Source organism: Mesorhizobium loti (genome assembly GCA_014189435.1).
Taxonomy (GTDB): Bacteria; Pseudomonadota; Alphaproteobacteria; order Rhizobiales; family Rhizobiaceae; genus Mesorhizobium; species Mesorhizobium loti_G.
In genome coordinates, this window is record CP050293.1 from 1,145,028 (window position 1) to 1,171,815 (window position 26,788).

At 62.8% G+C, this 26,788-nt stretch carries 30 protein-coding genes and 3 pseudogenes; 10 read left to right on the top strand and 23 right to left on the bottom strand.

The features are described 5' to 3' along the window. The 6 genes from HB777_05560 to HB777_05585 form a co-directional block, all read right to left on the bottom strand. Positions 1 to 861 carry an ABC transporter permease gene (locus HB777_05560; GenBank protein ID QND63427.1) on the bottom strand — a complete coding sequence of 287 codons (861 nt, stop codon included), beginning with the start codon at positions 859 to 861 and terminating at the stop codon, positions 1 to 3. A 70-nt stretch (positions 862 to 931) separates the two neighbouring features. Further along, positions 932 to 1,951 carry an ABC transporter substrate-binding protein gene (locus tag HB777_05565; protein ID QND63428.1) on the bottom strand — a complete coding sequence of 340 codons (1,020 nt, stop codon included), beginning with the start codon at positions 1,949 to 1,951 and terminating at the stop codon, positions 932 to 934. A gap of 83 nt (positions 1,952 to 2,034) precedes the next feature. Next, on the bottom strand, positions 2,035 to 3,513 hold the full coding sequence (locus HB777_05570) for an aldehyde dehydrogenase (GenBank protein QND63429.1): 1,479 nt from the start codon (positions 3,511 to 3,513) through the stop codon (positions 2,035 to 2,037). Beyond that, positions 3,510 to 4,568: an LLM class flavin-dependent oxidoreductase gene (locus HB777_05575; protein QND63430.1), complete on the bottom strand. Its 1,059-nt coding sequence runs from the start codon at positions 4,566 to 4,568 to the stop codon at positions 3,510 to 3,512. The genes HB777_05570 and HB777_05575 overlap by 4 nt, the downstream gene beginning before the upstream one ends. A 5-nt stretch (positions 4,569 to 4,573) precedes the next feature. Next, positions 4,574 to 6,358 carry an alpha/beta fold hydrolase gene (locus HB777_05580; GenBank protein QND63431.1) on the bottom strand — a complete coding sequence of 595 codons (1,785 nt, stop codon included), beginning with the start codon at positions 6,356 to 6,358 and terminating at the stop codon, positions 4,574 to 4,576. Further along, positions 6,351 to 6,938 (bottom strand): amino acid synthesis family protein, encoded by a 588-nt coding sequence (locus HB777_05585; GenBank protein QND63432.1) that lies wholly within the window; start codon positions 6,936 to 6,938, stop codon positions 6,351 to 6,353. Before HB777_05585 ends, HB777_05580 begins: the two co-directional genes overlap by 8 nt. A 141-nt stretch (positions 6,939 to 7,079) precedes the next feature. Here HB777_05585 and HB777_05590 point away from each other — a divergent pair, with 141 nt between their 5' ends. Continuing rightward, positions 7,080 to 7,751 carry a GntR family transcriptional regulator gene (locus HB777_05590; protein QND63433.1) on the top strand — a complete coding sequence of 224 codons (672 nt, stop codon included), beginning with the start codon at positions 7,080 to 7,082 and terminating at the stop codon, positions 7,749 to 7,751. A 15-nt stretch (positions 7,752 to 7,766) separates the two neighbouring features. Here the strand turns inward: HB777_05590 and HB777_05595 are convergent. After that, positions 7,767 to 8,511 (bottom strand): annotated as a pseudogene (locus HB777_05595) (helix-turn-helix transcriptional regulator). A 213-nt stretch (positions 8,512 to 8,724) separates the two neighbouring features. On the opposite strand from HB777_05595, the gene HB777_05600 reads away from it, so the two are divergent. Both HB777_05600 and HB777_05605 read left to right on the top strand, forming a co-directional pair. Next, the gene (locus HB777_05600; protein QND63434.1) at positions 8,725 to 8,979 is read left to right on the top strand and encodes a hypothetical protein; all 255 of its coding nucleotides are present in this window, start codon (positions 8,725 to 8,727) and stop codon (positions 8,977 to 8,979) included. Next, positions 8,976 to 9,416 (top strand): hypothetical protein, encoded by a 441-nt coding sequence (locus HB777_05605; GenBank protein QND63435.1) that lies wholly within the window; start codon positions 8,976 to 8,978, stop codon positions 9,414 to 9,416. Before HB777_05600 ends, HB777_05605 begins: the two co-directional genes overlap by 4 nt. Before the next feature lie 4 nt (positions 9,417 to 9,420). Here the strand turns inward: HB777_05605 and HB777_05610 are convergent, their stop codons facing one another. Further along, on the bottom strand, positions 9,421 to 10,146 hold the full coding sequence (locus HB777_05610; GenBank protein ID QND68668.1) for a Crp/Fnr family transcriptional regulator: 726 nt from the start codon (positions 10,144 to 10,146) through the stop codon (positions 9,421 to 9,423). A gap of 510 nt (positions 10,147 to 10,656) precedes the next feature. Further along, positions 10,657 to 10,887: a hypothetical protein gene (locus HB777_05615; protein QND63436.1), complete on the bottom strand. Its 231-nt coding sequence runs from the start codon at positions 10,885 to 10,887 to the stop codon at positions 10,657 to 10,659. A 170-nt stretch (positions 10,888 to 11,057) separates the two neighbouring features. On the opposite strand from HB777_05615, the gene HB777_05620 reads away from it, so the two are divergent. Together HB777_05620 and HB777_05625 are read left to right on the top strand one after the other, a co-directional pair. Next, entirely contained in the window at positions 11,058 to 11,228 is a 171-nt protein-coding gene (locus HB777_05620; GenBank protein QND63437.1) for a hypothetical protein, read from the top strand. Positions 11,229 to 11,381: 153 nt separating this feature from the next. Further along, a complete protein-coding gene (locus HB777_05625; GenBank protein QND63438.1) occupies positions 11,382 to 11,573 on the top strand; it encodes a hypothetical protein in 192 nt (63 codons plus the stop codon). 37 nt (positions 11,574 to 11,610) lie between these two features. Here the strand turns inward: HB777_05625 and HB777_05630 are convergent, their stop codons facing one another. Further along, entirely contained in the window at positions 11,611 to 11,826 is a 216-nt protein-coding gene (locus HB777_05630) for a hypothetical protein (GenBank protein ID QND63439.1), read from the bottom strand. 216 nt (positions 11,827 to 12,042) lie between these two features. Between HB777_05630 and HB777_05635 the strand changes: the two genes are divergently transcribed. Both HB777_05635 and HB777_05640 read left to right on the top strand, forming a co-directional pair. After that, positions 12,043 to 12,234: a hypothetical protein gene (locus tag HB777_05635; protein ID QND63440.1), complete on the top strand. Its 192-nt coding sequence runs from the start codon at positions 12,043 to 12,045 to the stop codon at positions 12,232 to 12,234. Next, positions 12,231 to 12,401: a hypothetical protein gene (locus HB777_05640; protein ID QND63441.1), complete on the top strand. Its 171-nt coding sequence runs from the start codon at positions 12,231 to 12,233 to the stop codon at positions 12,399 to 12,401. The genes HB777_05635 and HB777_05640 overlap by 4 nt, the downstream gene beginning before the upstream one ends. Before the next feature lie 76 nt (positions 12,402 to 12,477). Here the strand turns inward: HB777_05640 and HB777_05645 are convergent, their stop codons facing one another. From HB777_05645 to HB777_05665, 5 genes and pseudogenes are all read right to left on the bottom strand, one after another. Further along, complete coding sequence (locus HB777_05645) at positions 12,478 to 12,669, bottom strand: hypothetical protein (GenBank protein QND63442.1); 192 nt, start codon at positions 12,667 to 12,669, stop codon at positions 12,478 to 12,480. A gap of 315 nt (positions 12,670 to 12,984) precedes the next feature. Next, entirely contained in the window at positions 12,985 to 13,458 is a 474-nt protein-coding gene (locus tag HB777_05650; GenBank protein ID QND63443.1) for a hypothetical protein, read from the bottom strand. An 8-nt stretch (positions 13,459 to 13,466) separates the two neighbouring features. After that, a complete protein-coding gene (locus HB777_05655; GenBank protein ID QND63444.1) occupies positions 13,467 to 13,727 on the bottom strand; it encodes a DUF982 domain-containing protein in 261 nt (86 codons plus the stop codon). A gap of 193 nt (positions 13,728 to 13,920) precedes the next feature. Next, complete coding sequence (locus HB777_05660; protein ID QND68669.1) at positions 13,921 to 14,667, bottom strand: Crp/Fnr family transcriptional regulator; 747 nt, start codon at positions 14,665 to 14,667, stop codon at positions 13,921 to 13,923. A gap of 429 nt (positions 14,668 to 15,096) precedes the next feature. Continuing rightward, a pseudogene (locus HB777_05665) lies at positions 15,097 to 15,282 on the bottom strand (hypothetical protein). A 330-nt stretch (positions 15,283 to 15,612) separates the two neighbouring features. Here HB777_05665 and HB777_05670 point away from each other — a divergent pair. After that, positions 15,613 to 15,822, top strand: coding sequence for a hypothetical protein (locus HB777_05670; GenBank protein ID QND63445.1), 210 nt, complete (start codon positions 15,613 to 15,615; stop codon positions 15,820 to 15,822). Positions 15,823 to 15,883: 61 nt separating this feature from the next. On the opposite strand, the gene HB777_05675 is transcribed toward HB777_05670, so the two are convergent. From HB777_05675 to HB777_05700, 6 genes and pseudogenes are all read right to left on the bottom strand, one after another. Beyond that, entirely contained in the window at positions 15,884 to 17,992 is a 2,109-nt protein-coding gene (locus HB777_05675) for a catalase (GenBank protein QND63446.1), read from the bottom strand. Between the two features lie 165 nt (positions 17,993 to 18,157). Then, positions 18,158 to 18,373: a CsbD family protein gene (locus HB777_05680; GenBank protein ID QND63447.1), complete on the bottom strand. Its 216-nt coding sequence runs from the start codon at positions 18,371 to 18,373 to the stop codon at positions 18,158 to 18,160. Between the two features lie 270 nt (positions 18,374 to 18,643). After that, a complete protein-coding gene (locus tag HB777_05685) occupies positions 18,644 to 19,231 on the bottom strand; it encodes an NAD(P)H-dependent oxidoreductase (GenBank protein ID QND63448.1) in 588 nt (195 codons plus the stop codon). A 50-nt stretch (positions 19,232 to 19,281) separates the two neighbouring features. Then, entirely contained in the window at positions 19,282 to 19,872 is a 591-nt protein-coding gene (locus tag HB777_05690) for a GNAT family N-acetyltransferase (GenBank protein ID QND63449.1), read from the bottom strand. A 474-nt stretch (positions 19,873 to 20,346) separates the two neighbouring features. Then, complete coding sequence (locus HB777_05695) at positions 20,347 to 20,451, bottom strand: putative RiPP precursor (protein ID QND63450.1); 105 nt, start codon at positions 20,449 to 20,451, stop codon at positions 20,347 to 20,349. Between the two features lie 111 nt (positions 20,452 to 20,562). After that, positions 20,563 to 21,593, bottom strand: a pseudogene (locus tag HB777_05700) (hydroxyacid dehydrogenase). A 145-nt stretch (positions 21,594 to 21,738) separates the two neighbouring features. Here HB777_05700 and HB777_05705 point away from each other — a divergent pair. Both HB777_05705 and HB777_05710 read left to right on the top strand, forming a co-directional pair. Further along, positions 21,739 to 22,818, top strand: a complete 1,080-nt coding sequence (locus HB777_05705; protein ID QND63451.1) for a LacI family transcriptional regulator — start codon at positions 21,739 to 21,741, stop codon at positions 22,816 to 22,818. A gap of 106 nt (positions 22,819 to 22,924) precedes the next feature. Continuing rightward, positions 22,925 to 23,779, top strand: a complete 855-nt coding sequence (locus tag HB777_05710) for a sugar phosphate isomerase/epimerase (GenBank protein QND63452.1) — start codon at positions 22,925 to 22,927, stop codon at positions 23,777 to 23,779. A 33-nt stretch (positions 23,780 to 23,812) separates the two neighbouring features. On the opposite strand, the gene HB777_05715 is transcribed toward HB777_05710, so the two are convergent. Beyond that, the gene (locus tag HB777_05715) at positions 23,813 to 25,021 is read right to left on the bottom strand and encodes an FAD-dependent monooxygenase (GenBank protein ID QND68670.1); all 1,209 of its coding nucleotides are present in this window, start codon (positions 25,019 to 25,021) and stop codon (positions 23,813 to 23,815) included. A gap of 94 nt (positions 25,022 to 25,115) precedes the next feature. Further along, positions 25,116 to 26,615 carry a formyl transferase gene (locus HB777_05720; protein QND63453.1) on the bottom strand — a complete coding sequence of 500 codons (1,500 nt, stop codon included), beginning with the start codon at positions 26,613 to 26,615 and terminating at the stop codon, positions 25,116 to 25,118. Between the last annotated feature and the right edge of the window lie 173 nt (positions 26,616 to 26,788).

A 26,788-nucleotide genomic window follows, 5' to 3' on the forward strand; every position in this document is an offset into this window, starting at 1 on the left:
TCAGGCGCCTCCACTCATGCGCCTGGCGCCGACGAGGTGTAGCTGCAGCGCGTAGAGCGCCATGGTGACGACAAGCAGGATGAAGGCGGCCGCACTGCCCAGCCCCCAGTTGAGCAGTGACTGGATCATCTGCGCGATCATTTCGGCCAGCATCATGTTCGATGTGCCGCCGAGCAGCGCCGGTGTGACGAAGTAGCCGAGCGACATGACGAACACCATCAGGCCGCCGGCGGCGATGCCGGGCAGCGACAGCGGCAGCAGGATGCGGCGGAAGGCCTGGAAGGGACTGGCGCCGCATAATGCCGCCGCGCGCAGCGTCATCGGATCGATCGCGCGCAGCGTGCCGACCAGCGGCAGGATCATGAAGGGCAGCATGATGTAGACCATGCCGATGGTGACGCCGGTGAGGTTGTTGATGAGCGGCAGCGGCTGGTTGATGATCCCGGTGGCCATCAGCGTCCGGTTGATGACGCCGGTGCGCTGCAGCAGCACCATCCAGGCATAGGTGCGGGTCAGGAGATTGGTCCACATCGACAGGATGATGACGCCGAAGACGATCGAGGCCAGTGCCGAGGGCATGATCGCCAGCATCCAGGCAACCGGAAAGGCGACGAGGACGGTGACTGCTGTGACCACCGAGGCAACCAGAAAAGTGTTGAAGAACACCCGCGCATAGGTGCCGTCACCCAGCAGTGCAGCGTAGTTCTGCAGGCCGGGCTCGGGCTCGGTGACGCTGCGCAAGAGCAGGGCGAGGACCGGGACGACGAAGAACAGCACGATCAGGACCAGCGCCGGCAGCAGGCCGTTGAAGCCTGCCGGCATCCGAAATCCTGGTAGGCTCTGGCGTGTTTCGACCGACATGGCAGCGGACCGGGGGCTACGGGACGAGACGGCGCGCGCCGCCTCGTCGATTGCTGTTCAAGGAGCAGGCTTATTTCGCCTGCCAGGCATACCAGCGCGTGGCGATCTCGTCGCGGTGCTCGGCCCAGTAGTTCATGTCGAGGTTGATCTGTCCGTCGACATGGGCGTCCGGCAGCCCCTTCACCACATCGGCGGGCATCTCGGCCTTGGCCTTGGTGTTGATGGGCGCATAGCCGCTGGCTTCGGCGAACTTCGCCTGGCCGGCCGGGCTGCTCGCCGCGGCGAGGAACTTCATCGCGGCGTCCTTGTTCTTGGCGCCCTTCGGCACCACCAGGACGTCGGCCGCGGTCAGGTTCTGGTTCCAGGAGACGCCGACATCGGCGCCGTCCTTCTCCAGCGCGAAGACGCGGCCGTTCCACAGCTGGCCGAAGGTCGCTTCGCCGGACGCGATCAATTGCTGCGACTCCGCGCCGCCGCCCCACCAGACGATGTCCGACTTGATGGTATCGAGCTTCTTGAAGGCGCGGTCGAGATCCAGCGGATAGAGCTTGTCGGCCGGCACGCCATCGGCGAGCAGCGCGATCTCGATGACGCCGGGCGCCGACCATTTGTAGAAGGTCCGCTTGCCCGGGAATTTCTTGGTGTCGAACATGTCGGCCCAGCCGGCCGGTTCGCCCGAAACGGCGCCCTTGTTCCAGGCAAGCACGAAGGAATAGTAGAAGCTGCCGACGGCATGATCGGTGGTGAAGCGCGGATCGAGATCGGCCTTCGGCACGGCGGCGAAGTCGATCGGCTCGAGCAGCCCATCCTTGGCCGCCTTGATGGCGAAATCCATCTCGACGTCGACGACATCCCAGTTGACGCTGCCGGCGTCGACCATCGCCTTCAGCTTGCCGTAGTCGGTCGGACCGTCCTGCATGACCTTGATGCCGGATGCGGCGGTGAACGGTTCGGCCCAGGATTTGGTCTGCGCTTCCTGGGTCGTCCCGCCCCAGGAAGTGAACACCATGTCCTCGGCCCTTGCTGCCGTCGTTGCCAGAAGTGTCGTTGCGAGAAATCCGGCCAGAATGCCGGCGGTGATCAGTTTCATGTCGTTCTCCTCTGTTTGTTTTCGTTGTTTGCTGTTTGCGACCGGCGTTTTCGCCTTGATCGCATTTCCCCGGCCAGCGGCGGCTACCGCATGACGAAAGGATCGGGAATCGGGTCGTCCGAAGTGCGTATCCACACAGATTTCGAACGCGTGTAGTCGCGGATCGCGTCCATGCCGCCTTCGCGGCCGAGGCCCGACTGGCCATAGCCGCCAAACGGAACCAGCGGCGAGACGGCCCGATAGGTGTTGATCCAGACCACGCCGGCATGGATGCCGCGCGCCATGCGGTGGGCTTTGGCGAGATTGGTGGTGAAGACGCCGGACGCCAAGCCGAACGGCGTGTCGTTGGCGAGCGCGAGCGCCTCGGCTTCCGTACCGAAGGCGAGCACGCTCAGCACCGGACCGAACAGCTCCTCGCGCACACAGGGCAGGCCGGTGTTGTCATTGGCATCGATGATCGTCGGTGCGTAATAGAGGCCGCTTTCGCGGCCGGCAGGCCGTTCGCCGCCGGTGACCAGCCGCCCACCCGCGGCAAGGCTTGCCGCAACGATCTTCTCGATCCAGTCGCGCTGGCGCGCGGTGGCCAGCGGCCCCATTTCGGTTGCGGGATCCCGCGGGTCGCCGATCCGGATCGCTTCGGCCTTGAGCTTGAGCCTGGCGAGGAATTCGTCCTTCACGCAACGCTCGACCAGCAGGCGCGAACCGGCGACGCAGCTCTGGCCGGTGGCGGCGAAAATGCCGGCGACGACGGCGTTGGCGGCACTGTCGAGATCGGCATCGGCAAACACCACGACCGGGCTTTTGCCGCCCAGTTCGAGCGTCGTGTAGGCGAGATTTTCAGCCGTGTTCCTGACGATCTGGCGGGCGGTTGCCGGGCCGCCGGTGAAGGCGACGCGGGCGACGAGCGGATGACTGGTCAGGCGGTGGCCGCAATCATGGCCGAAGCCGGTCAGGATGTTGACACTGCCAGCGGGAAAGCCGGCCTCATGGACGAGTTCGGCGAAGGCGAGCAGCGGGGCGGGGCCATCTTCCGATGCCTTGAGGACGACGGTGCAGCCTGCGGCAAGCGCCGGGCCGAGCTTGACGGCGGACAGGAAGAGTTGCGAATTCCACGGCACAACAGCGGCGACGACGCCGATCGGTTCGGGCCGGATCGTCACTTCCATATCCGCCTTGTCGATGGGGACGAACGCGCCTTCGTGCTTGTCGGCCAGCCCGCCATAATAGCGGTAGTAATCGCCGACATAGGCGATCTGGGCGCGGGTCTCGCGGATGATCTTGCCGGTGTCGCGCGTCTCGAGTTCCGCCAGCCGGTCGGCATTGGCGACGACAAGGTCGCCGAGCCGCACCAGGAGCTTGCCGCGCGCCGTTGCGGTCATCGCCGCCCATGGGCCGGAGCGCAGCGCAAGGTGAGCGGCCTCGACGGCGCGGTCGACGTCATCAACCGATGCGGCGGGCATTTTTGCCCATGCCGCACCGGTCGACGGATCGATGCTGTCGAAGCTCGCTGCCGCGTCCTCGAAGCTGCCGTCAATATAGTTCCTGAATTGAGCGGCGCTCATCGCGATCCCGCTTTCGGTTCGGCAAAAGCCGGCATCACCCTGTCGATGAAGAGCTGCAGCGATTTCTTCTTGCGCTGGTGAGACAAGCCGCTGTCGATCCATATCGAATATTGGTCGTAGCCGAGCGCCTCATAGGCCTTCAGCCGGGCGATCACCTCGTCGGCTTCGCCGATGACGAGATTCTGCCGGATCTTGTCGGGCGCATAGTGCGGCATGGCCGCGATCTCGGCCTCGGTCAGCGGCTCCAATATGCCCTGGCGCACCGGCTTCTTGTTCTGGAACCAGGCGCCGAACTGGCAGTAGAATTGCGACAGGTCCTGCGCCAGGCGATCGGCATCGGCGGCGTCCTCGGCAACGAATGTATGCATCAGCAGCATGATTTCCGGCCGCGCTATTTCGGGGTTGGCTGCACAGGCGGTGTTGAAGCGCTCCATCAGGCTGGTCACCTCGCCATCGCCCGAGGCCAGCGGCGTCACCTGCACATTGCATTTGCTGGCGACCGCGAAGTCGTGCGAGTTCGGATCGCGCGCGGCCACCCAGATCGGCGGATAGGGCCTTTGCAGCGGCTTGGGCGACGAGGTGGTCGAGGGAAACGACCAGAACTCGCCGGAGAGTTCGAAATCGCCATCCCACAGGCCGCGGATCGCCGGCACCATCTCGCGCATGCGCTGGCCGGCGCCCCATGCTTCCAGACCGGGGAACAGCCGCTGGTATTCGTAAGCGTAGGCGCCGCGCGCAATGCCGATGTCGAGTCGGCCGCCGGAGATGACGTCGGCCATCGCCGCTTCGCCGGCAAGCTTGATCGGGTGCCAGAACGGCGCGACGATGGTTCCTGTGCCGAGCCGGATGCGTCTGGTCTTGGCGGCGAGCCAGGCGATGTTGATGAACGGGTTCGGCGAGATGGTGAATTCCATGCCGTGATGCTCGCCGATCCAGGCGGTCTCGAAGCCTGCCTCTTCGGCCTGCACGACCAGCTCTTCCAGCTCACCGACAAGCTCGGAATGCGGCTTGGCCAGATCCGAACGCTCCATGTGGACGAACAACGAGAATTTCATCAGCGTCACCCGCGGCCGGACAGAAGAACTGGCGAAGGCTTGGCGAGCGGCCGGACTTCGCCTTCGACCTCGTTGCCGACATAGACGCCGAATGCATCTTCCGTGCGTTCGCGAACATAGCGGGCAAGCATCGACCGTACCGCCGGATCGGCGATCCTGAGATCGGTTATCTGCTCTATGTCGACAAGCCGGGTCTGGCGATCGCCGGGACTGGGGGCAGTGACCGATCCCCGGTAGTAGACGTGCGAACGCGACGTATCGGCGGCGTCGTCCCACACCGCAAATAGGAAGCCGAGCTGTGCATCGACAGCCTTGGCGGCAAGGCATCCTTTGAGGCTGCGGGCATCTTTTGGCGAGCCCAGCCCGCGACCTGCCGGCAATTCGTGGAAACCGTCCGGTGTTTCGAAGAACAGCACGCGGCCTTCATTTTCGAGAATGGCGCCGACTTCGGTCCCATGAGGTGCGGCCGCCAGAGCCTCCTGGCTGAGGCCGGGCGTCACATAGGTGCCCCGGCAATAGCCGAGCGGCTGTGCTCCGTTGTGGCTGAAATCGCGGACGCGGCCGATCAGGATCGAGTGATCGCCGGCGTCGACCAGCTGCTGCATGGCGCAATCGAACACCGCGACGGAACCGTCGATCAACGGATTGCCGGTCTGGCCCGGTTGCCAGGTCACGCTCGCGAACTTGTCGGCGGCCTTGGAGGCAAAGATGCCGGAATGGGCTTTCTGGCTCTCCGACAGGATGTTGATGGCAAAGCCCTTCGATGTCGAGAAGGCGCTGTGTCCCAGCGCCTTCTTGGCGATGCAGACCAGCACCAGCGGCGGTTCGAGCGAGACCGAGGTGAAGGAGTTGGCGGTGAAGCCGCGCGGCTCGCCTTCCGCACTGACCGTGGTGACGATGGTGACGCCGGTCAGGAAGGAGCCGAGCGCGCGCCGGAATTCGCCGCTGTCGAAGGCGGGATCGGCCTGAGGCGTCGCGGCTTCGGCATCGAGAAAGGCGCTGATGTGGTGAGTCACTTTTTCGGGTGAAGCCATTGCCATCATGTGCCTTTCTCCGCCAAGCACCAGGCATTGGCCGTGCGGCGCGAGCCTCGCCATCGCCGCCGACATGGAAGGGGTCGAATTGCCGTCGTCGGACCCGGTCATGAACAGCGCTGGTGCGGCCAGCCCGGCCAGGGCATCGGCATGCTCGGCATCGGCATGGGCAAAGAGGCGATAGGTGCGCGCGTAACCTTGCGGGTCGACGCCTTCAAGGGCCGCGCGTGCGTTTGCGGCGGCGCTGGCCAGGCTCTGCGGCAGCGGGTCGCCGAACCAGCGGGCAAGCGTTGCCGCAATGGCGGACGGATCGCCATGCGAGCCGAGGGCCGCCGCGCGCTCGCGCACGGCCCGCGCCAGGGCTTCGGGGCGGCGGAAGACAGCGTTGAGGCAGACGATGGAGCGCACGCGCGACGGCGCGCGAAGGGCGATTTCCAGGGCGACGAGTGCGCCCATCGAATGGCCGACGATCGACACCGAGGCGAGGCCGAGATGGTCGAACAGGCGCAGCGCCTGCTCAGCGAAATCCGACAGGGCGGCATTTTCCGGCGGCAGGGGTGAAACGCCGTGACCGAGCATGTCGATGGCGATCAGGTCGTGGCGGTCTTTCATCGCCGCAATCTGATCGCGCCAGATCGCCGCGTTCATGCCGACGCCGTGGATGAGCAGAACCGGCGCGCCGGAGCCGGCGCGGATGAAGCCGGTGCCGTCCGGCGCCGTGTTGCGGACCCAGGCGGGGGCGGCGACATCAGCCATGCAGGTCTCCCACCTCCTTGAGGTCCTGATAGCGGTCGCCGATACGGTGATGCGGGCGGCCGCCGATCGAAGCGCCAAGCGCCACCACCAGTTCGTCGGGGGCAGGCGCATCGCCGATCTGGAAATGCACGGTCAGATAGTGGGAGCGGCGGCCCTCGTCGTTCTTGTCCATCAGCGGGATCATGATCGGCGTGTTCGGCCCGCCACGTAGATTGGTGAAGGCGAGATAGGTCTTGGCGCCGACCGCGCGGCGATAGTGGTTGCCGAAATGCAGCGTGTGGATCAGCGCCGATGCATGCTCGATCTCGCCCGCCGTGCCGCAGATGGCGGCCTTGCCGTAGCCTTCGATCGCTTCGCCAGAACCGGCGACGGCGATGATCTCGCGCGTCAGCAGCTCGCCGAGCACGGGAGCGACGGCGCGGATCTCCGGAGACAAATCGTCGGTGAAACCGCGGCCGGCCCAGGGGTTGGTCAGCACCGCGGCAACGCCGATCAGGCGCAACGGCCTGGGTGCGGCCTTGCCGCCCTCGATAAGCGTGTTCTCGATGTAGGTGACGGTCTTTCGAATGGTCGGTTTCATCAGCAGTCCTTGGTCGCGATGGTGCTGTGCGGCGCCATCATCCCTGTATCGTCTTATGGTATACCATGCTATGGAGCGCCAAGAACCTTGTCAATCGGCTGTGGAATCTGTTTTGTGGCGGCGCGAGGAGGCAGAGAGAAAATGTCAGACGACACGCTGCGGATCGACCGTTCCGCCAAGACGTTGCGGACGCTGGCGCTGGAACGCATGCGCGATGCGATCATGGGCTTCCACTTCCAGCCTGGTGAAAGGCTGGTCGAGCGGCCGCTTTGCGATCAGCTCGGGGTGAGCCGTTCCGTGGTGCGCGAGGTGTTGCGGCAGTTGGAGGCGGAAGGGCTGGTGCAGATGATCCCGGGTCATGGGCCGGCCGTCGCCAAGCCGGATCTCGGCCGCACCGATGAAATTTATGAATTGCGCGCGCTGCTGGAGGGGATCGCGGCGCGGACTTGCGCCCTGTCGGCCACCGATGCGCAGATCGCCTCGCTCGATGCGGCCTTGACGAACCTGCTCGACGCCTGGGCATCAGGCGCGCCGGTCGAGGTGATGCGGGCGACGACCAAGTTCTACGAAACGCTGTTCGGGGCGGCCGACAAGCAGATTGCCTGGGAAATCGTGACCGGGCTGAATGTGCGCATCAACCAGCTCCGCTCGATGACCATCGCGTCGGAAAACCGCCGCGAGCCGGCGATCGCCGAAATGACCGAAATCATGGATGCCATCCGGTCGCGCAAGCCGGACGAGGCGGAGGCGGCGGCCAGGCGGCATGTCGAATCCGCCTGGCAGATCGCGCGCAACACGCTTCGCCTTGGCTGATCCGCGACCTGTGTATCAAGCCTCACGCGCGAGACTGGCCACCAGCTGATCGACGCCGGGGTCGTCGAGCCTGACGACATGCGCCATCTGCATCGCCCGTCTCATACTGATCCTGGTGACGTCCTGGCGCATGATGACCGATACGAAGGCTGGCCCCGATCCGGTCAGGACGATCGCCCGGCCGACCAGAACCGGCTCAGAGATGGGGGGCCCACTGCACGGTCATGATCGAGGGTTCGCTGGTCTGGCGGCGGTTGATGCCGCTGAAATAGATCCAGTTCAGGCGTGAGATCGCCACGCCGTAATGGTTGCCGGGCACCCTCGCTCCGCCCTGTCCGTCGCCCGGGGCCCACCGCGTCACCCGCCTGAAGGTGACCAGCTCGGCCTCGCGCCGCACGAAGGTGACCGAGCGCATCAGAAGGTCGGGGCGGTCGGGGATCGAAAAATAGGTGAAATAGGTGCCGCCGGCGATGGCGGGCGAGGGGGGACGCACCATGTTCTCATACAGCGTCTGGCGCAGCGATGCGTGGCCGTCGTCCCCGACTGCTCCGGCAGCAGGTTCACGGTACAGCTCATTCTCGTCGATCTTGAAGTAATCGCAGATCAGCCTAGCGGTGGCCTTGTTGGGAATGGCCTTGCCTTGCAGGTAGCGTTCGAACTGGGTGCGGTTGATGCCAAGCTCACGGCACACCGCGCTCACGGAAGCGTGGCGCTGGATCAGCCGCCTGAGATTGGCGGCGAGATTCTCGCGAATAGGCACGACATCGCCCCCGCGACTGACGTACGAACCATTATCCAAGCTATAGCTAATATATTTTGCATGCCGTGGCGGCGGTGCGAAGATGGACCTTCGGACAATACACAAATTGTACGATTTCGTACGGTCCTGCTATGCAAGCCGTGTGAATGGGCGTATTTCGATACCAAGAGCGACCTCCCATCGGCCACTCGACATCGTATGATGGAGGGCGGTTTGGATCATACCGACCTGGTCGAGCTTCTGGACTACACGCAGGCGCAATTGTGCAAGATACGCCAGGCGGTCGCGGCGAGCGACCATGCCGGTGCCATGTTCGCCATCGATTGCCTTGTCGGAGCGGCAGCCGAACAGACGAAATGCAAGCTCGCAAGCCTGGAGCATGCCGGGTTGCCGATTGGTCGGGAGGCCAGGGTATCGGACAGCCCGGCCACGGGGAGCCCGACGCCGCGAGCCAAGCGTGCCTCTTGAGCCTGTTTCCCAGACTTCGCGCCGGCAGCAAACACGCCGTCTCCATCCCTTACAAATATGTCAAACTGCGCTCGGGTCTGCCAGACGGATACGACGCGCGTGAGAATGCCGAGGAGCTTGTCGCGGAACGCCCCGGCTACCGCGTGGTTCGCGGCTGGCTGATGTCTCCGGGCGGTATTCTCGACAAGCATTTCATTGTCGAGAACATCCAGACGGGCCAGCGCTTCGACATGACTCCACTTGATCGCCGAACGCCATTCTTCGAGCATCCGGGCACGATCGAAGAATTCGATGGATTATGGCACCACATCAGCATGCCACCCTATTCACCAGCGGTGCAGCTTGTCATCCAGAACATGGCTGACATCGAACGCGGCGCGAGCGGCGCGGCGCCTGACGAGGGGCTTCGGGCGCCAAGGCCCGACAACGAAGCCTGATGCGTCAGCCTGCGCTTACTTCGCCGATCAGCCTGACATATTCGGCCTCTGCTTCGCCGTAGCCGCCATTGGCGAGTTCCAGCAGACCGACGCGGTCGCGAATGACGATCTCGCCCCGGCGCGCCCGGATCAGTGCGCGGCCTTCGAGCAGTTGGAGGGCGACGGTGACGCCCGGCCGCCTGACACCAAGCATGATGGCCAGGAATTCGTGGGTGATGGCGAGGCGTTCGCCGGACACACGATCGTCGCACATGAGCAGCCAGCGCGCGAGCCGCTCCTCGAGCTTCAGCCGTGCATTGACGAGGGCGGTGCAGCCGGTCTGGGTCTGCAGGGCGTTGACGAAGCGCAGCAGGAACATGCGCAAGGTCGCGCTGGCCACGAGTGCCGCATTGAAAGCGCCCGCTTCGATGCGGATGGCTTCGCCTTCGAGCTGCACGAAACACGCATGCACCCCGCGGTCGTCACCCATCACCAGGGAAGATCCGGTCATGCCTTCGAAGCCGATGAAGCCGACTTCGGCCTCGTGGCCGCTCGTCGTGCGGGCGACCACCGAACCAATGCCCTGTTCGATGAAGTAGACCGCCTCGATCGGGGTGCCGGGGGTCACCAGCATCATCCGCAGCGGCAATTCGCAGCGCTGCATGTGCGGCTTGAGCAGTGCCAGATCATCCGCGGGCATGCGCCGCAGCAATTGATTTCGGTATTGAATGTTTTTATCGGGATCAGTCATGGCGCGGCCCAATGCAGGGCAAGAGCCATCCGATCTCCCAGCCGTCCGCGCCCGTATCAACGTGCCGACGATCGCCTTCATATAGGGTCTTTGAATGAATAGAGCTAGGAATACGGTATGAAATGCGATGCACGGCGTCCCCCACTGCCGTTCGCATACGAAAAGATCGATCTGAGCGTTAGTGTTGGAAACGTACCAAGTGGTGCTTGGTACGAAACCGACATATCTGTCGAGGCGCCGCGTTCCGGTGACCGCCGACAAAAATCCGCCGGCTAACGACAAGGCGGTTGCGTGCAGGGCTTGGCCCGCGGACGGCCTGAAGCGTGTTCGGCCAGCCGCGTCATTGCTGCTCGAAAATGGCTCGCGGCTATCTCCTCGACAGGCCAGCGCCCCGTTCGAGGATGGCGAGCCTCATGACCCCGGCGATACCGGCGAGCCTTGGGAAATCGCGGAACATCGTTGCGCTTAGCGAATGCAGCCGAGAAGCCGCTTTACAAAAAAGCTCGGCGATTAGCTGTTTCTCGAGATGGGATTGGGGTTCCAGTCCTTCGCAACGCCGTCCAGAGCCATCTTGATATGGTCTGGACTGTCAATGCCGCCGCTGAATAGAGCGATCAGGCGGCGCGCCAAATGCTCCCGCGCCGGGTGGGAGCCTTCAATCCCGGCTTGCTCGCAATAGTCATCCAGAATCCTGGTGAGTGTCGCCAGTTGTATCTCGTCTGCTGTGCCGCGTAAGGTCATCGCGCGTACTCCCTAGCGGGCGAAAGCGTGATCGACTCTTTCAAGCGCTCGTTGCCGTTAAAGACCGAGCGACAAAGGGACTGTACGCTTCCGACAATCGGTTGGCGAGTCATTCCCTACGGAACCCCGCAACAGTAAGTTGAGTTACGGTGGCCAAGGGGATTGTTCTGATGACTGACGAGCAAATAAGGCCACCGACTGCGACGGACGGTCTCGTTCGACGTTTGGTCAATGAAACCGGCATCACCGATGCGCAAGCCCGCGAGCTTATAGGCTTTCTTGGGCCGCAAGGTTGGTCATCGCTCTTGCGGGAAGCGCGCATTCTGGCTGGGAAACGCTGACATATATTAATTTCAAGCCGACACATTACCCAACCGCGAATTGACTCGCTTTCTCTGTACGAAAGCGTACATTTATTAAGTCGTCCGCCTTCCACGGCACACGGACGCTTGGAAGCCAACTCAGGTGCTCCCGCCTCTACGCGGGAGACTGGCATGGCAGATTGTTCAGCAGGCGGGATAACGGCTTTCGAGGGCGATATTCTTCGCAGCGCCTTCCGCAAATCGGTGGTCGAACGACGCATCGCTCAACGGGAATGGCGCATGCACGCAACGCTTCTGGCGCGCGAGTTGACCGAGCTTGATGAGATCGACCCGGATATTGTCGACTGGATCGTGCGCACATAGCCCTTTGCCGGCTTCGCATACGGCCAGTTGTTCAGCCTCAGTTGACGCCGTTGGTTTTTTGCGACGCTTTTCGGGCAGGGGATTTGCGCTTTGACGCGGCGGTCTCGGTTGGAATCGATGCTTTCGCCGAAAGCCGCTGCTCTCGAAGCCGGGCCGTCTTTGCCTCACGCGCCTGACGTTCGGTGGCGATGATGGATTGAGCCTCGCGGGTGGCACGTTCAATCCGGTCTTTGTCCTGAGGCAGTCTGGTCAAGGAAAGTCTCCTGTCTTTCGATGGCACTCAAAATGCGGGCCGGGAGAAAACGTTCCGACGACAAGCCGCTCCGTACGGAAAAAACATCATCCCGTTCGGATCTCATTTGTTGTTGAGCGCGTGCGCAAAGCCGCTATGTGCGAGGGGTCACCGGCCAAGAAACGGGCGCTGGTGGTTGAGAGTGTCTTGTACTCCCGCCCTGCCGGGAGACTTCCAATGGAAGAAAGCCAAAGCGCCGTCATATCCACTCTCGATATCCATATTTCGCGGAATGTCTTCAAGGCGTCGATCGCCGAATTGCAGCTACCCGAAACGAAATGGGTAGTACACGCCACGGCGATGATGCGCGAACTCACGGACGATGTTCAGGTCGATGCCGGCGTCATCGAGTGGATCGTTCGCAAATGAAGCCACCGGTCGCCGCTGAACAGACGAACGACAACAGCACGCCGGAAGATCACCTGGCAGCGGTGACATTGAGCTTGCACGCGACCCTCAAGGGCCTGGCGGCTCCCGTCGAATTGCTGGTCGAGGCTTTAACCTTTGACGCTCCTGTGGATGTCATCAAGCCATAGGGATGGGTGGACCGCGCCGCTTGATCTGTCAAATCAAGCAATGGCTGCTCTCGTAGCCGGCCGACGCGTCGTCACGTCACTTGCGAATGATGCGCAGGATAATTTCAGGGTCGACAACCCTCGATCCCGTCAGCTCTCTGACCATTTCCTCGGCATGGTCGACCCACATGGATTCAGGCAGCAAGCCTTCGGCGACCAAACTTTTGAATGCGCTGCGAAGGGTGTCGAAATCGTGTGCGGAGACCGAGCTGCCGGCATCGTCGTTCATCGTCTGGCTCCCACAGGGCGGGAGTACGATGTACACTCTCAAGCGCCAGCGCCCGTTCAGTGGCCAGCGACAACAACACTGTACGCTTCCGACAATCGGATAGCGAGTCTTGGTACCAACAAACGTGAGGTACCAACAAACGTGAGCCCACCACCGAGGGGTCAGTGGCGGGCTCAATGAAAGCTGTTTGACCAACTTTCCAGCGCCGTGTCGGCCGGGGGGCTTCCGAGGCGCCTCCAGGAACGGGCTGTTGTGCAAGAGGTTCCGTCTGCGCACGAAAAAGTACGAGAGAGGTTCGTTCCGGCGATCCGGTGTTCAATACCGGGGCCGTTTATCGGAGACCACGACCAGCCTCCCTCCAACATTTTGGCACCGTTTGCATACCAGCTTCGATGCCAGCCGCCTTTCGGTGATGAAATCGTAGTGGGTGCCGTAGATCTCGATCAGGCCATCGAGATCCAGCGAACGCAAATGACCGCAGCGTGCATTGCCGCAATATGCACTGAGGCCCATGCCTAGTTCACGAAGCTCACCGAGCCTGGTGGGCAGCGCGACAGGAACCTGGATGTCTTCGGGCATTGCGAAGTTCGCCACCGCCACGAGAATGGGTTTTCGAAACTCGGCCCGGTCAATGTCGCCGATCGCGTGGACTGCCTTTTCTTCCGCGACGCCTATGAGGGAATCGATCTCTTCCATCGCATCGATATGGCCGCGAACAAACAAAGCCCTTCGCAGTACATGCAACGCATCTCTCGTTTCGCAAAGTGTCGTCCGCAAGGTGAGGGGCATTTTCGCGCTCACGTCTTCATGTAGCTGTCGGGGAGACAATCGGCTTCAACCGCTGCCGCGATGAAGGCTCGATGGACGTCCCTTGTGCTGCAACATCCCACCCTTTCCCCCACCAGGGCGGCAAGCGCAGCCAGAAACATGGGGCCATCGGATGGCCAGCCGTTCGCCAAAGCGTCGGCCATTTGAGGAAGTGTGCAAAGGACGGAGATGGTGCCGTCACTTCTTTCGATGGGAATGCCGGAAAACATATTTGGCTGGTTGACTGTCATCGCATAGCTCCCACTGGGGCGGGAGAACGGTAATCTCTCTCAAGCACCAGCGCCCGTGCCATAGCTGATGACAGATTTACTTAACCACCTAAACAAGGTGCCGTCTATTAACTATGACGCATTGGGTGAGAAATATTCAATTATTATAACTTTGTAATTTACTTGACGATATCAGTACGATTCCGACGTTTCTTCATCGAGTATTTGTACAAAACCGACAATGTTGAACCGGCCGGAGGCAACAGGCGCCGTGCCTGGTCATCACTCCCCCGAACCGATCTCTCCCAAAAAGCCTGCTATATTCAGCTTCCGGCTCCCCATACCCGCCGCTGGCCAGTGCGATCAGTCCAGGGCGGTCCAGTATGATGACCTCACCCCGGCGCGACCGGATCAGAGCGAGACCTTCCAACTCCTGGAGGGCGATGGTAACGCCTGGCCGTCTTACGCCCAGCATCGTGGCGAGGAACTCGTGGGTAATGGAAAACCGCGCGCCCACCACGCGGTCGTCGCACATCAGCAACCACCGGGCCAGGCGGTTCGCCAATTTCAACCGCGCGTTGACAAGCGCGGTACACCCGGTCTGAATCTGCAGAGAATTGACGAAGCGCAACAGGAACAATCGCAATGTGGGACTGGTGGCTAGAGCCGCATTGAAGCTGCCTGCGTCAATGCGCATCGCTTCGCCTTCGAGTTGTACGAAGCAGGCTTGCGGTGCGCGGTCGTCGCCCATCACCAGCGAATATCCGGCCATCCCCTCATAGCCGATGAAGCCGATCTCCGCCTGGTGTCCACTGGACGTGCGCGCGACGACCGACGCAATTCCGCGCTCGATGAAATAAACGCATTCAATCGGCACGTCGGGCGTCACAAGGGGCATTCTCAGCGGCAGGGCTACTCGGTGCAAACCCGGTTCGAGCAGCGCAAGGTCGTCGTCGGTCATCTTCCGCAACAGTCCATTTTGGAACTGGGAAGAGGAGTCGAGAGCCAGTGCCTGGCCGGTGACAGTCGATTTTGGGATTTCGTAGTTCAATGTGCAGCTCCCGCAGGGGCGGGAGTACGATCGACACTCTCAAGCGCCAGCGCCCGTTCAGTGGCTAGCGACTGGAGAAGTGTACGCTTCCGACAATCCGATAGCGAGTCATTCCGGGCCGGGTTGCTTATTCTGAATCTTTTCCCTGGAGGGGTGTGGCGACGAATTGGCGGAGTGCTCCACCGCATTCGCTTGAGGGAAGCGCGATGCTCCGCCGCCACCCGAACCAACTGCCTCGGCAGGGGTTGGTTCCGTGAGTGCAGCCTCGACCGCCCACAAGGCAGGCCTCTGTACCGATGAGGTTGGGGGATCGACCTCGCCGAGCCATTCGTCGTAGCTAGAGCTCATAGCGGCAAGCAGTTCCGCGGGCTTGTCCATGCCGCCTTGAAAAAGCTCCATGACACGGCACCCGAGACGTTCCCTGGCCGGGTGGCCCGCGCCAATGCCGGCCTGACGGCAATAGTCATCGAGCACTTTGGCCAAGCTCGAAAGGTGATCTGAATCCGCTGACCCGTTGAAGATCATCGCGCTTCTCCCATTGTTGGGGCGAAAGCGCGATCTGCCCTTTCAAGCGCCGGCGCCCATTCAACGGCCAGCGACAAACGGACTGTACGCTTCCGACAATTGGTTAGCGAGTCCCGTGAACTGTCCGAAATCGTACCAAGCAACTCGCGTAATTGTTCGGCCGGCGGCAACTCGCTAGCTTCGCGACGCGGCGGATCTCAGGAGCCGCCTTGGCCGACGCGCGACCCGGCCCCCCGCCCAACCTAACCCCCGCGTCGGCCATCGATAGAGGTGCCTCGATTGACGGGCCATGCGAACGGGACGCTTGATGCCGAGAGATCAAATCGCCTGATGCCAAAAGACAGATTTGAGTGCCTGCAGGAAACGCCTGGCAGCTGGATGGTCTGGGACCACACAGGCGGCGTTCCGGCAAGGCTCGGCGGCGTCGAGTTGCGCGGCCAGGACAAGCACCGGGCCGAGATCGCGCGCGACATCCTCAGGCGGATCTTTCGAACCGGCCGGCATGTCGACGCCGCGAAGAGCGACCCTTCGGACGCGTAAGGCGCAACCGCCCCTGCATGGCCCGGCGGGACCTCCGTCACCCCGCGCGGGTTAGCCGAATTCACCCCAGCTTCACTTTCGGCTCGCGTGCCCACCAACGCAGTTCGCCGAGCCTGGTCACAAAGCCAGCAATGTCCTTGACTGACGCAAGCGGGATAACCGCCTCGTCCTCTGCAACTCCGGCCTTGGACAACAAAGCTGCGGCAGCTTCAACGAAGCCGATGAACTTGCAATGGGCGAAGGCATCCGCAACGAAGTCGCGGGCGGTCGATTCCTTCAGCAACTCCGCCATTGCAGGCTTTGCCGGCAGGAGTGCCACGGCGTCATAGAGAACCGAGGGTGCGCCTGATATCATCTGCCGGGCGTCGATCCAGCTGCCGTCGCTGGCCTTGGCGCCGCCGACCTTCGGCGCGATGATCTCGAAGCTTGCGCCGGCCTTTGTCAGCGACTGCTTCAGGGCATTCAGCAAGGCGGCATCGGTCCCGTCTGTCACCAGAATTCCAAGCTTGCGGCCCTCGAAACGACCGGGGCCGTTCTTGAGGATGCTGAGCGCGTCCGACGCGGGAAGATCCCGACGCGTCGGCACCGCCGCATCGGCGGGCTTCGGCATGGTTTTCAAACCGAGCGAATCCGCCACCTTGCCGGCCAGCCCGTCATCGATGTTCAGAAGATGGGAGACGATGCGCTCGCGAATGACGGGGGTTTGCACCTTGCTCAGCTCGAAAGTCAGTGCCGAGGCGATGTGTGCCTGCTCCACGGGCTGCTGGCTGATGTAGAACTGGCGCGCCTGGCTGTAATGGTCGGCAAAGGTTTCCGAGCGCAACCGGGCCTTTGGCCCGGTTTCGACTTCGGCAAACGACCGGAACCCCTTGGCCGGCGATTCACGCGGACCTTCGTCCCATGAATTCGGCTGGTAGTTCGCCCGGCCGACCGGGTTGCGCATCGCCATGTGCCCATCCTGCTGGAAGTTATGGAAGGGACATTTCGGCGCGTTGATCGGAAGGTGGGTGAAGTTGGTGCTACCCAGCCGTTTGATCTGCGTGTCGAGATAGGAAAAATTCCGGCCCTGCAGCAGTGGATCGTTGGAGAAGTCGACGCCGGGCGGCACGTTCTGCGTCATGAACGCGACCTGTTCGGTTTCGGCGAAGAAATTGTCGGGCATGCGATCGAGCACCAGGCGGCCGACCGCGATCGGCGGCAGCACCTCCTCGGGGATCAGCTTGGTGGGATCGAGGATGTCGAAGTCGAAGCTGTCGGCGAAGGCCTGATCGAAGAGCTGCAGCTGCAGTTCCCATTCCGGGAAATTGCCTGCATGGATCGCGTCCCAGAGGTCGCGGCGATGGAAGTCGGGGTCGGCGCCGTTGATCTTGACCGCTTCGTTCCAGGCCACCGACTGGAGACCGAGCTTCGGCTTCCAGAGGAATTTCACGAAGGTCGATTCATCGTTGGCGTTGAGTAGCCGGAACGTATGAACGCCAAACCCTTCCATGAAGCGCAAGGAGCGCGGGATGGCCCGGTCGGACATCGCCCACATGATCATGTGCATGCTCTCGGGCGTCAGCGAAATGAAGTCCCAGAAATTGTCATGCGCGGTCTGCGCCTGCGGGAAATCGCTGTTGGGCTCGGCCTTGGCGGCGTGGATCAGGTCTGGAAATTTGATCGCATCCTGGATGAAGAACACCGGTATGTTGTTGCCGACAATGTCCCAGTTGCCTTCCTGCGTATACAGCTTGACGGCGAAGCCGCGCACATCGCGCGCAAGGTCGGCGGAGCCCTTGTTGCCGGCAACGGTGGAAAAGCGCACGAAAGCCGGTGTCTTTTCGCCGGCGCGCTGGAAAATGTCGGCACGCGTGTATCTGGCCAGCGATTCATAGGTTTCGAAATAGCCGTGCGCGCCATAGCCGCGCGCATGGACAACGCGCTCGGGGATGCGCTCGTGGTCGAAATGGAAGATCTTTTCGCGGAAGTGAAAGTCTTCCAGGACGGTAGGGCCGCGGGCGCCGATCTTGAGCGAGTTCTGGTCGTCGGAAACCGGTCCGCCCTGTGCGGTCGTCAACACCGGCGTCGAGCCGGTTGCTGTCTGGTGCAGTTCGCCGCCTGCGCCGCGCTGCAGTTTCTGATCGTGGATGGTGGCGGCCGTTCCCGCCGCTTTGGATGCTTGCTTCGCCATGCCGTTAATCCTTGAGGTGAATGCGCGGGCTGCGCTGGCTCCTCAATCTCCCGGATGGCGATGCGTTCCCTTGCCGGTTTCAAATCCGGCCGGGTTCGATCCTGGAATGGCGAAGGCCGCCCGTTCGCACGGACGGCCTTGTTGCGTTCAAAGAGCTGGTAGCCCTCAGAGGTTCTTGTTGATCGCGGCGGCCGTCTTATTGGTCGCGTCCTTGACGGCGGACTTTGCGTCGCCAACAGCTTTCTGGACCTTGCCCTTGGCTTCCTGCGCGGCGCCTTCGGCGCGCAGACGGTCATTGCCGACGGCCTTGCCGACGCCTTCCTTGGCTTTGCCTACGGCCTGATTGGCGAGGCCAGAAGCCTTGTCGCTGGTGCTTCCCATGGAATTTTCCTTTCGCGGATTGTTGCCCGGCGAGGACCAACGTCGCTTTGTTTGGAAAGTTCCGCCCGTCGCGGGCAGGGGCCAAAACGAAAAGGCCCGCCACCGACGCGAATCGTGACGGGCCTTCCGGAGTACACCGGGCGTCCCACCGCCCGGCTGCTTTCAAAACTTCACGGCGGGACGATTGTTCCGCCACAACAAGAAAACCGGGCGAAGGAGCCGCACAATGTTCCCACACAGTGTCTGACGCAGCGATGCGTGGCCGTCGTCCTAGAATTTCTCGAACTTGCGTTCCACATGACGCGCGAACATCTCCCTGCGTTCACTGGAAATGCCCTCGATCGAATATCCCGTCAGGTAGAGGTGCTTGATACTGCGGCCGCACATCGTCTTCAGGCCGCGCAGCAGCACCTTCTTGCTCGGGTTCTGCATGTAGATTTCTGTATACCACGGCGAACCGCATGTGGTGACCACCCCCATGCGGCGGATGTTCAAAAGCGCTGGCTTGATCGTGCCGCCGTCTGCCGGCAAATCGTACGCCACGCCTAGCCGCCAGACCCGATCGAAATAGCCCTTCAGAATTGCCGGCATGCCTGACCACCACGTGGGGAAGCAGAGGACGCAAGCCTCGGCCCACCTCAGCGCGTCGATATAGATCTGCAATTCAGCGGGCACCAGAGACGGATCAAAATGGCCGCGTCTTTCCTCTGCCTGCATCACGGGATTGAAGTTCATCTGATGGAGATCGAAATCGATAACTTCGTCGCCCCTGGCCCTGAGGGTCCGGACGACACGCTTGTGAAGCGACGCATGGTAGCTGTCGGTTAGCGGATGCGCGTAGATTACATTGACTTTCATCTATCTGGAGCCTTGGAGCTGCCCGAAGGCTGTTGGACCGCCCCAGCCTTTCATAGGGACGCTCTGACTTGCTCCAGGGACCGCACTTGGCGTCCATCGGCAAAATTGTCGGGAGATAGCCAAGTCAGGAAGGCGCCGCCGGCGGCGACCCATTCTCGCGCCAGGAGGGAATACATGCAGATGTCGCAGGGGCGCCCTTTCAGGGTGAGGCCCTCACGCAGTATGCCTTCGAAGACGAAGCCCAGCCGATCGGCCGCCCGCCTGGATTTCGTGTTGGCTGTGGTGCAGGTCCATTCCAGGCGACGGTAGCCTAGTTCGTCGAAGACGTGCCGCATGATGAGGAAGAGCGACTCGCTGGCCGCGATAGTCCTCTGCAGAGCGGGCGCGAAAAGGACATAGCCCAGTTCAATCACCCGGTGCGCCGGCCTCGCCTCCATCAGACAGAGCCAGCCGACAGGCCCTGCGGCCGTGCGTAGCGTCAGGAATGTGCGCGATTGGTCGCTGAGCAGGTCGCGGACATGCGCGCGAAAGGACTCAACCGCATCGAAGGGGCCCACCTTCATCTCCGCCCAGATCTCATCGCGTTCGCCGGCATGGGTTAGCCGGAAGATATCGTCGGCATCCTCACTGCAGAGCGGCACGAGGCTTATATGGCTTCCGGTCAAATTTATCGGCCGAGGTAGGCTGGCACTGCCGGCTGCTTTCGACAGCTCCTTCCATCTTTCTTGCCGAGCCATGTTGCGTCCCAGGAATGCGGTCGGAGGAATGAATGGCCGGTGCAGCCGGGCTAAGTAATGGGGGCCACACCGGCCATTGCGGGTTTGGGCTTGGGTTATGGATCGTGCCCCCGCGTCGAGAAATCTATATATACATTAGCAATCACGCAAATAAGACCGAAGTCCCTATGTGGCCGCAAGGCAATCATGCATAGCACTGGCGCCTGGCGGGTTCGGCGCGTCTCCTGATGAAAAAAACCCCGCCGGCCGGAGCCTGACGGGGCATTTGATTGGAGCGGATCGAATGGGAGACGATCCGGGGGAAGAACGCAAAGGCCGCGCAAAGGTTCCAGAGCGGTTCTGGTGCTGAAGTATGAGCAGGAATGCCCTGTTGCAGCGTCAGCCTGCCGGGCCTATCGGACCCGATGATGGGATTGTCTGCGCCGTCACCACCGGCAGCTTCTGCCGTTTGACCAGCACCGGCTTTTCATAGGCCTTCTTCATGGCTTGCCCTCCGTAGAGTTTGATTGCGGCAGCGTCGTCGCCGGCCACGCTCTTGTCAAGCCGAAGCGGTCAAAGGCCGACCAACCGGGAAGCGACTAACCGGCTGCCCTTTCAGTTCCTGTCGGCGGGCTTCGAGCGCATGCGCGAAACCGTCTCGCGCTCGGCGCGCTTGAGCGCAGCGGCGGCAAGCCGCGGTCGATCAGGTCCATGTCCTCCAGCACCATGTCGCCCATGCGCTTGAAGGCGACGTCGAGGGCGCCGGCGCGGTGGGCCGAGCGCAGGAAGCCGGGCAGGGCGCGCACCGGGTGGTCCGACGCCAGCGGCTCCTCCGGGAAGACGTCGCTGGCGGCGACGATGTGGCCGCTTTTCACCGCCGCCATCAGCGCCGGGAAGTCCACCACGCCGGCGCGGCTGAGCAGGATGAAGGCGGCGCCCTTGCGCATGCTGGCAAAGGCCTCGGCGCCGAGAAATCCCTGGTTCTCAGAGGTCACCGAGGCGACGACGAAGACGAAGTCGCTGGTCGACAGCACCGCATCGAGAGAGGCCGGCTCGACGCCATTGTCGATGAGGATCGATGGCGGCAGCCAGGGGTCGAACACCTTGGTGCGGGTGCGGAAGCCCGACAGCAGCCGGTTCAGCGCGCGGCCGAGATCGCCGAAGCCGATGATGCCGACATCGGCGCCGGACAGAAGCCGCGCCGTCTGGTTGCCGTCGCCGCCCCACAATTCCTGGCCTTGGCGGAAGGCGAGGTCGGCATCGACGATGTTGCGGGCGAGGTTGAGCGCCATGGCAAGGCCAAGCTCGGCCACCGGCTCCGCAAACACCAGGCCGGTGGTGACGACATGGATGCCGCGCGCAAACAGCGTCTCGTAGGGCATGTTGTTGATGAGGTTGGTCTCGACATTGAAGACGCAGCGCAGCGCCTTCATCGTCTCCAGCGTTTGCGGCGATATCGGCGGCTGGCCGACAATGTAGCGGGCTTCACCCAGCACATCGGCCGGCAGCTTCGCCACGCCGTCGGCAGAGGTCTCGACGATGCGGTATTTCGCCTTGAGGTGCGCCAGCTGCGGTGGCGTGAAGATCAGATCGAGCGTGCGTGGCTCCGGCGCGCTGATGACCAGCGGCAAATCCTTGTTTGACATGATGATTCCTCCCGGTACGATCCGGATCTCGTTTTGTTGGGGATAAATTACCTCCGATTAAACGATTTACAACCAGGAAAAATCGATTTACTCATTTCTCCGGCGGACGAGAAGTGCTGACGTCCGCGCCTCGGGAGGAGGACCAATGGCGCATAGGCAGGCCCAGCAGCGGCGTCCGTCGATCCACGACGTGGCAAGCCGCGCCGGCGTGTCCGCCGCCACCGTCTCCAAGGTCATGGCCGGCGTCACCACGGTGAAGCCCGAGAACGCGCAGCGTGTCTTCGATGCCGTCGAGCTCTTGGGCTACCGCGTCGATCCGCTGGCCTCCGACATGCGCAGGGCCAAGCGCCGCATCATCGGCGCCATCATGCCGGAGTTCGAAAGCGAGTTCTTCGGCCAGATGGTCACCCAGCTCGAGAGCCTGGCCGAGCAGCGCGGCTATACGCTGGTGGCGGCGTCGAGCCGAGAATCCGAAGCGCGCGAAACCGAAATCCTGGCCCGCATGCATGACTGGCGGGTCGCCGGCGTGGTGCTGGCGCCGGTGCGCAACGAGCACGGCCCGGCGGCCGCGTTCATGAGGGCCAACGGCATGACCGGCGTGCTGATCGACCGCGTGCTGTCCGACGATGCCTTCGACACGGTGTCGGCCGACAGCGCGGCGGCCAGTGCCGAAGTGGCGCGTGAACTGCTCGGCAAGGGCCACCGCCACATACTGGTCGTCGGTCTTGGCGAACAGGCGGCGACCGTGCGGGCCCGCCTCGACGGCTTCCGCAGCACCGCGCTCAAGCTGGCGCCGGATGTCCGCATCGATGTCGTGCTTGCCGAAAGCGATGTCGAGCCGCTCAGGGCGCAGCTGCGCGACTATTTTGACAAGGGTGAAAGGAACGGCGGGGGCGAACGCCCGACGGCCGTCTATTCCCTGTTCCTCAAGGGCACGCTGGTGGCGCTGTCCGAATTCCGCCGGCGCGGCTGGCACTGCCCCAACGACATTTCGCTGGTCGGCTTCGACGATGCCGAATGGATGCAGGTGACATGGCCGGCCATCGCCGCCGTGGTGCAGCCGGTGCGCCAGATCGCCGGCCACGCGATGGAGGCCTTGTTTGCCAGGATCGAAGGCGGGGAGGGGCCGCCGGTCGCGCGGCTTGAGCCTTGCAAGGTTTTGATGCGGGAATCCGTTGGCTCGCCAGGCAACGGCCCGCATTCCGGGGGGATTCGAGGCACGTGATATCAACGCAGGAAAATGAAATGACACCGTTCCTCCTAAAGATAAATCGATTTACTTTGGCTTTGGGCTTCGCGCCGGCGTTCTCGGCGTGGAGAGGCTAGACCCGATGAACACTTTTGGATTGCACACCTTCGCCATTGCCCCGATCTGGAATCTCGACCTCATCGAGCCGCAGATGGAGCGGCTGAAGGGGCTGGGCATCGGCCTGCTGGAGATTCCGCTGCTGCGCCCCGAGGAGATCGACACTCTGCGCACACGCGCCTTCGCCGAACGCTGGAATGTCGAGCTTATTCCGTCGCTTGGCCTGCCTGCTTCACTCGACGTGGTGGCACGCCCCGACGAGGCGCTGGCCTTTCTTGAGCCGGCCTTTGCCGTGTGTGAAGCGGTGGGCAGTGCGGCGCTGGGTGGCGTCACCTACGGCACGATCGGCAAGACTTCCGGACGTGCGCCGACGGCGGAGGAAATCGACGGCATGTGCAGGTTCCTGGTCCGCGCGGCCAAGGCCGCCAAGGCGCATGGGCTGAAGCTCGGCATCGAGCCCTGCAACCGCTACGAGACGCATCTGATCAATCGCGGCATCGATGCGGCAAGGATCATCGAGCGCGTCGGCGCCGACAATATCTTCATCCATCTCGACACCTACCACATGCATATCGAGGAGGAGAGTTTCGAAGCCGGCTTCCGCGCCGCCGCACCCTATCTCGGCTACGTCCATGTCTCCGAAGCCAATCGCGGCGTGCCGGGACGTGGGATGCTCAACTGGGCGGCCTGCATGCAGGCAATCGCGGATATCGGCTACAGCGGCGCCATCACGCTGGAAAGCATGAACCATGTCGATGTCGATATCGCCGGCGGGCTCGCCGTGTGGCGGCCGGTGGCCGACAATCCGGACGACGTCATTGGCGTCGGCCTGCCGTTCCTGCGCGAGGCGGCGCGGAAGGCGGGGCTGACGCTGGGGTGAGGCCCTCCATGGCTGGAAAGGGTGGGAGGACCCTCACGCCATGCCGGGCGCCCGCCGCTGTCCCAGATGCCGCATCTTGCGGCCGATGATCATCAGCCGGCGCGCCGTGTTGTTGCGCAGGCGGCGGATGCGCCACTCCAGCCCGGTTTCGGCGGTGATCGACTTGGCATAGTAGCTCACACGCATGCCGTCCTCATCGCAAGCCACCTTGACCGGGTCGTCATAGAAGGCGTTGATCTTGTCGGCTGCCATGCCTGGTGTTTCCAGCCAGCGCGGAATGTGAATCGAATGGAGCTGGTCGACATCGGTCATCACCCGCCCGATGCCGACGCCCGGCGTCGGACACGTCGTGCAGAAAGCGTCGCCGATGAAGACGACTCCATCGCGGCGGTGGCCTTGCGTCGTGCTCAGGCTGATCTGCCTGACCTCGACTGGACTTGCGACTGCGAAGTTGCCGCATTGCGCTGATATCTCCGGCATCAGCTCGCAAAGCATCTTTTGGGGATCCTGGCGAAACGCCCGCGTCCACGGCTCGGCCACTTGCCGGTAGAGGAACATGTTGGCCCGCATCTTGTTGCCGAGGGGAAAGATGCTGATGTAGGCGATACGGTCCGCGGCCCGCTTGCCGTAGCAGGTGAGGGACTCATAGCCGAATTCACGCGGAGAGATGGCGAGGTCGAATCCCATCGAGAGCGAGTGCGCCTTCGATTGCTCGATGCGCTCGACCCCGACGGCGCGCCGCAGCGCTTCGCTGGAGCCGGTGGCCACCACCAGCAGGCGGGCATTGATGACGGTGCCGTCGGCCAGCACAAGCCGCTGCCGATCCGGCCCGGTCGAGACCTCGGCTACCTTGCCGACCGTCAGTGGCACTTGCGGCGGCAGGGCGTCGCGCAGGCCATTGATCAGCGCGCCATAGGAAAATGTGAATTCCGACTTCTTCTCATGCGCGAAGAACTGGCCGAGGCGGAAGACATGGGTGTCGGTTGTCGAGGTGACGAGACGCTTCACCGTCGCATCGAGGCCGAGCTTTTCGAACAGCAGCATCTGATCCATGCCGATCTTCTCGGCCCGGAACTCCTCGTGATGGACGCGGTGCGGATCGATCAGCGCCACCTTGCGCCCGGCTTGTCCCAACACCATTGCCAAGGTGGTGCCGGCCATTCCCGCGCCGATGATCGCCACTTCGACTTCGGTTTGGCCAGCCTCTGCGGTACTCATTTCGCTGCCCTTTTTGGTAGCAATTTCCCAGGATACAATCCGCGGTAGAAAATATCCCTCGGACCCAAATCAACCTCAAGCAACCGGAACGCGTATCCGGTAGTAACCAATGTTTAGGTTAATCGCGGACCCGTCGTTTCCAGCGCGGTGCGATTGCCGAGCCATCGATGAACTCAAAACCGCCTGCCTCGTTGAGTGTGTGAAGTTTGCGCCCATTCCATAGCGCACCCGGATTTAAGATGGTTTCAACGACTTGCTCCATGCCGATCAAATCAAGGTGAGAAATGCGTGCAATGCCGAGTGCCGCGCCATAGCTCCTGCGGCAGTCCTGAACCGGGCGCAGCAGGTCGTTGCCGCGCTTGACCATGCGGCCCGCCGGCCGCGCCGAGGCGATGTCGATCAGCACGGGATTGTTCGGATGCGGCGTCCAGGGACCGCGAAAGTCCGGCGCCGACCACAGATGCAGCGCGTCGGAGAAGGCGCCGCCGCCATCCCGAACGGTAGCGAACAGCCACCAGGCGCCGCCGTGCTCGACCAGGGTGGCGTCGCTGGCGATGACGCCGGACAGTAGCGTCGCCTCCTTGACCCATCCGCCGGGAAAGGCGGTGGCCCGGTAGAGATCGACCGTGCCGTTGGCGCAGCTTTCCGGCACCATCCAGACCTGGCCGTCGCGCTCGAAGACGAAGGGGTAGGAAAGATGGTAGGGCAGGTCCAGCACCGGCTCAGGGCGGCCGAGCGGGCCTGCAGGGCCGAAGGGCACGGCGGAGATGATGGCCCGGCCCAGCCGGTGGATATAGTCCTCGACGAACAGGGTTAGCTGGCCCTGGTAAACGATCGGGAACGGGTCGGCGTAGAAGCGGCTGCCATCATCCGGCAGCTCTTGCCAGCCCGATGCCGGATGCGCGCGCAGGTCGAGCAGATCGCGGCCCCTGGTCTGCCGCCAGCCGACCTTCCAGTGCGGCGCGTTGTAGCAAAGATGGTAGATTTTCTGGACGATCCGCCGCGCCAGCGCCTTGCCGGCTCTGACGCCAAGCTTGCCGGCCGAGGGCATTGGCGGCGGGGCACCTGCCTGCGCCGGCTCGGGTAGATCAGGCACCGATTTTGCCGCGCCTGACAGGGCAGCTATGATCAGGCTTGCCGTGCGCGCCAGCATGTCCTGGAAGGACGCGAGCGCGATGCCGCCATATTCGGTTCCCAGGCGCCCGGCGGCAATCGCAACACCGTTCTCCTCGATGCGGGCAAGCGGTGTGCGGCCGGCGAGGATCAAGGCCAGCAAGGCCGCTTCGCCGCTGGTGCCATCATAGGTGACCCGCCAGACCCGCGTGCCCTCCAGGCTGACATCGCCGCAGAGGTCGATCACCAGGTCAGGCGCAGCGGGGGACTGTGTCTTGTAGGGCGCGAGCGTCGAAAGCGGCACGCGCTTCGCCAGCCCATCATGGGACAGGCCGTGTATCGCCGTTTCGAGCTGAAACAGGGCCGCGGCGCTGCGCGGGATGCCGCCGCCGGTGGGCCTGATATCGACGGACAGCTCGACATCGCCAAGTGCGGCAAGGCGCTCCAGCAGCGCGACATGGAAGGCGCGCACGCAGTCGCCGTCCAGGCGCAGGCTTATCCGCATGTCGGAGATCCGAAAAGGCGGTATCCGGCCTTGCCGGTCCGGTCAAATTGTAGCCCCATCCGCATACGTCTCCGCTCGCTGTCCACCCACTACCTCGGTATGTATATTTTTAAGCAAACCGCGTGCCAAAATTCACGTGACCTCTCAACATAATTAACAATCTTTTAACAGTT

What these genes read in the sequence shown, in the direction of transcription:
- HB777_05655 (QND63444.1), bottom strand. Translation starts at nt 13,727, where the DNA reads ATGACAGTCAACCAGCCAAATATGTTTTCCGGCATTCCCATCGAAAGA.
- HB777_05620 (QND63437.1), top strand. Translation starts at nt 11,058, where the DNA reads ATGACTGACGAGCAAATAAGGCCACCGACTGCGACGGACGGTCTCGTT.
- HB777_05590 (QND63433.1), top strand. Translation starts at nt 7,080, where the DNA reads ATGTCAGACGACACGCTGCGGATCGACCGTTCCGCCAAGACGTTGCGG.
- HB777_05615 (QND63436.1), bottom strand. Translation starts at nt 10,887, where the DNA reads ATGACCTTACGCGGCACAGCAGACGAGATACAACTGGCGACACTCACC.
- HB777_05720 (QND63453.1), bottom strand. Translation starts at nt 26,615, where the DNA reads ATGCGGATAAGCCTGCGCCTGGACGGCGACTGCGTGCGCGCCTTCCAT.
- HB777_05685 (QND63448.1), bottom strand. Translation starts at nt 19,231, where the DNA reads ATGAAAGTCAATGTAATCTACGCGCATCCGCTAACCGACAGCTACCAT.
- HB777_05710 (QND63452.1), top strand. Translation starts at nt 22,925, where the DNA reads ATGAACACTTTTGGATTGCACACCTTCGCCATTGCCCCGATCTGGAAT.
- HB777_05570 (QND63429.1), bottom strand. Translation starts at nt 3,513, where the DNA reads ATGAGCGCCGCTCAATTCAGGAACTATATTGACGGCAGCTTCGAGGAC.
- HB777_05560 (QND63427.1), bottom strand. Translation starts at nt 861, where the DNA reads ATGTCGGTCGAAACACGCCAGAGCCTACCAGGATTTCGGATGCCGGCA.
- HB777_05640 (QND63441.1), top strand. Translation starts at nt 12,231, where the DNA reads ATGAAGCCACCGGTCGCCGCTGAACAGACGAACGACAACAGCACGCCG.
- HB777_05675 (QND63446.1), bottom strand. Translation starts at nt 17,992, where the DNA reads ATGGCGAAGCAAGCATCCAAAGCGGCGGGAACGGCCGCCACCATCCAC.
- HB777_05695 (QND63450.1), bottom strand. Translation starts at nt 20,451, where the DNA reads ATGAAGAAGGCCTATGAAAAGCCGGTGCTGGTCAAACGGCAGAAGCTG.
- HB777_05610 (QND68668.1), bottom strand. Translation starts at nt 10,146, where the DNA reads ATGACTGATCCCGATAAAAACATTCAATACCGAAATCAATTGCTGCGG.
- HB777_05650 (QND63443.1), bottom strand. Translation starts at nt 13,458, where the DNA reads ATGCCCCTCACCTTGCGGACGACACTTTGCGAAACGAGAGATGCGTTG.
- HB777_05670 (QND63445.1), top strand. Translation starts at nt 15,613, where the DNA reads ATGCCAAAAGACAGATTTGAGTGCCTGCAGGAAACGCCTGGCAGCTGG.
- HB777_05705 (QND63451.1), top strand. Translation starts at nt 21,739, where the DNA reads ATGGCGCATAGGCAGGCCCAGCAGCGGCGTCCGTCGATCCACGACGTG.
- HB777_05635 (QND63440.1), top strand. Translation starts at nt 12,043, where the DNA reads ATGGAAGAAAGCCAAAGCGCCGTCATATCCACTCTCGATATCCATATT.
- HB777_05625 (QND63438.1), top strand. Translation starts at nt 11,382, where the DNA reads ATGGCAGATTGTTCAGCAGGCGGGATAACGGCTTTCGAGGGCGATATT.
- HB777_05585 (QND63432.1), bottom strand. Translation starts at nt 6,938, where the DNA reads ATGAAACCGACCATTCGAAAGACCGTCACCTACATCGAGAACACGCTT.
- HB777_05580 (QND63431.1), bottom strand. Translation starts at nt 6,358, where the DNA reads ATGGCTGATGTCGCCGCCCCCGCCTGGGTCCGCAACACGGCGCCGGAC.
- HB777_05575 (QND63430.1), bottom strand. Translation starts at nt 4,568, where the DNA reads ATGAAATTCTCGTTGTTCGTCCACATGGAGCGTTCGGATCTGGCCAAG.
- HB777_05565 (QND63428.1), bottom strand. Translation starts at nt 1,951, where the DNA reads ATGAAACTGATCACCGCCGGCATTCTGGCCGGATTTCTCGCAACGACA.
- HB777_05680 (QND63447.1), bottom strand. Translation starts at nt 18,373, where the DNA reads ATGGGAAGCACCAGCGACAAGGCTTCTGGCCTCGCCAATCAGGCCGTA.
- HB777_05660 (QND68669.1), bottom strand. Translation starts at nt 14,667, where the DNA reads ATGACCGACGACGACCTTGCGCTGCTCGAACCGGGTTTGCACCGAGTA.
- HB777_05645 (QND63442.1), bottom strand. Translation starts at nt 12,669, where the DNA reads ATGAACGACGATGCCGGCAGCTCGGTCTCCGCACACGATTTCGACACC.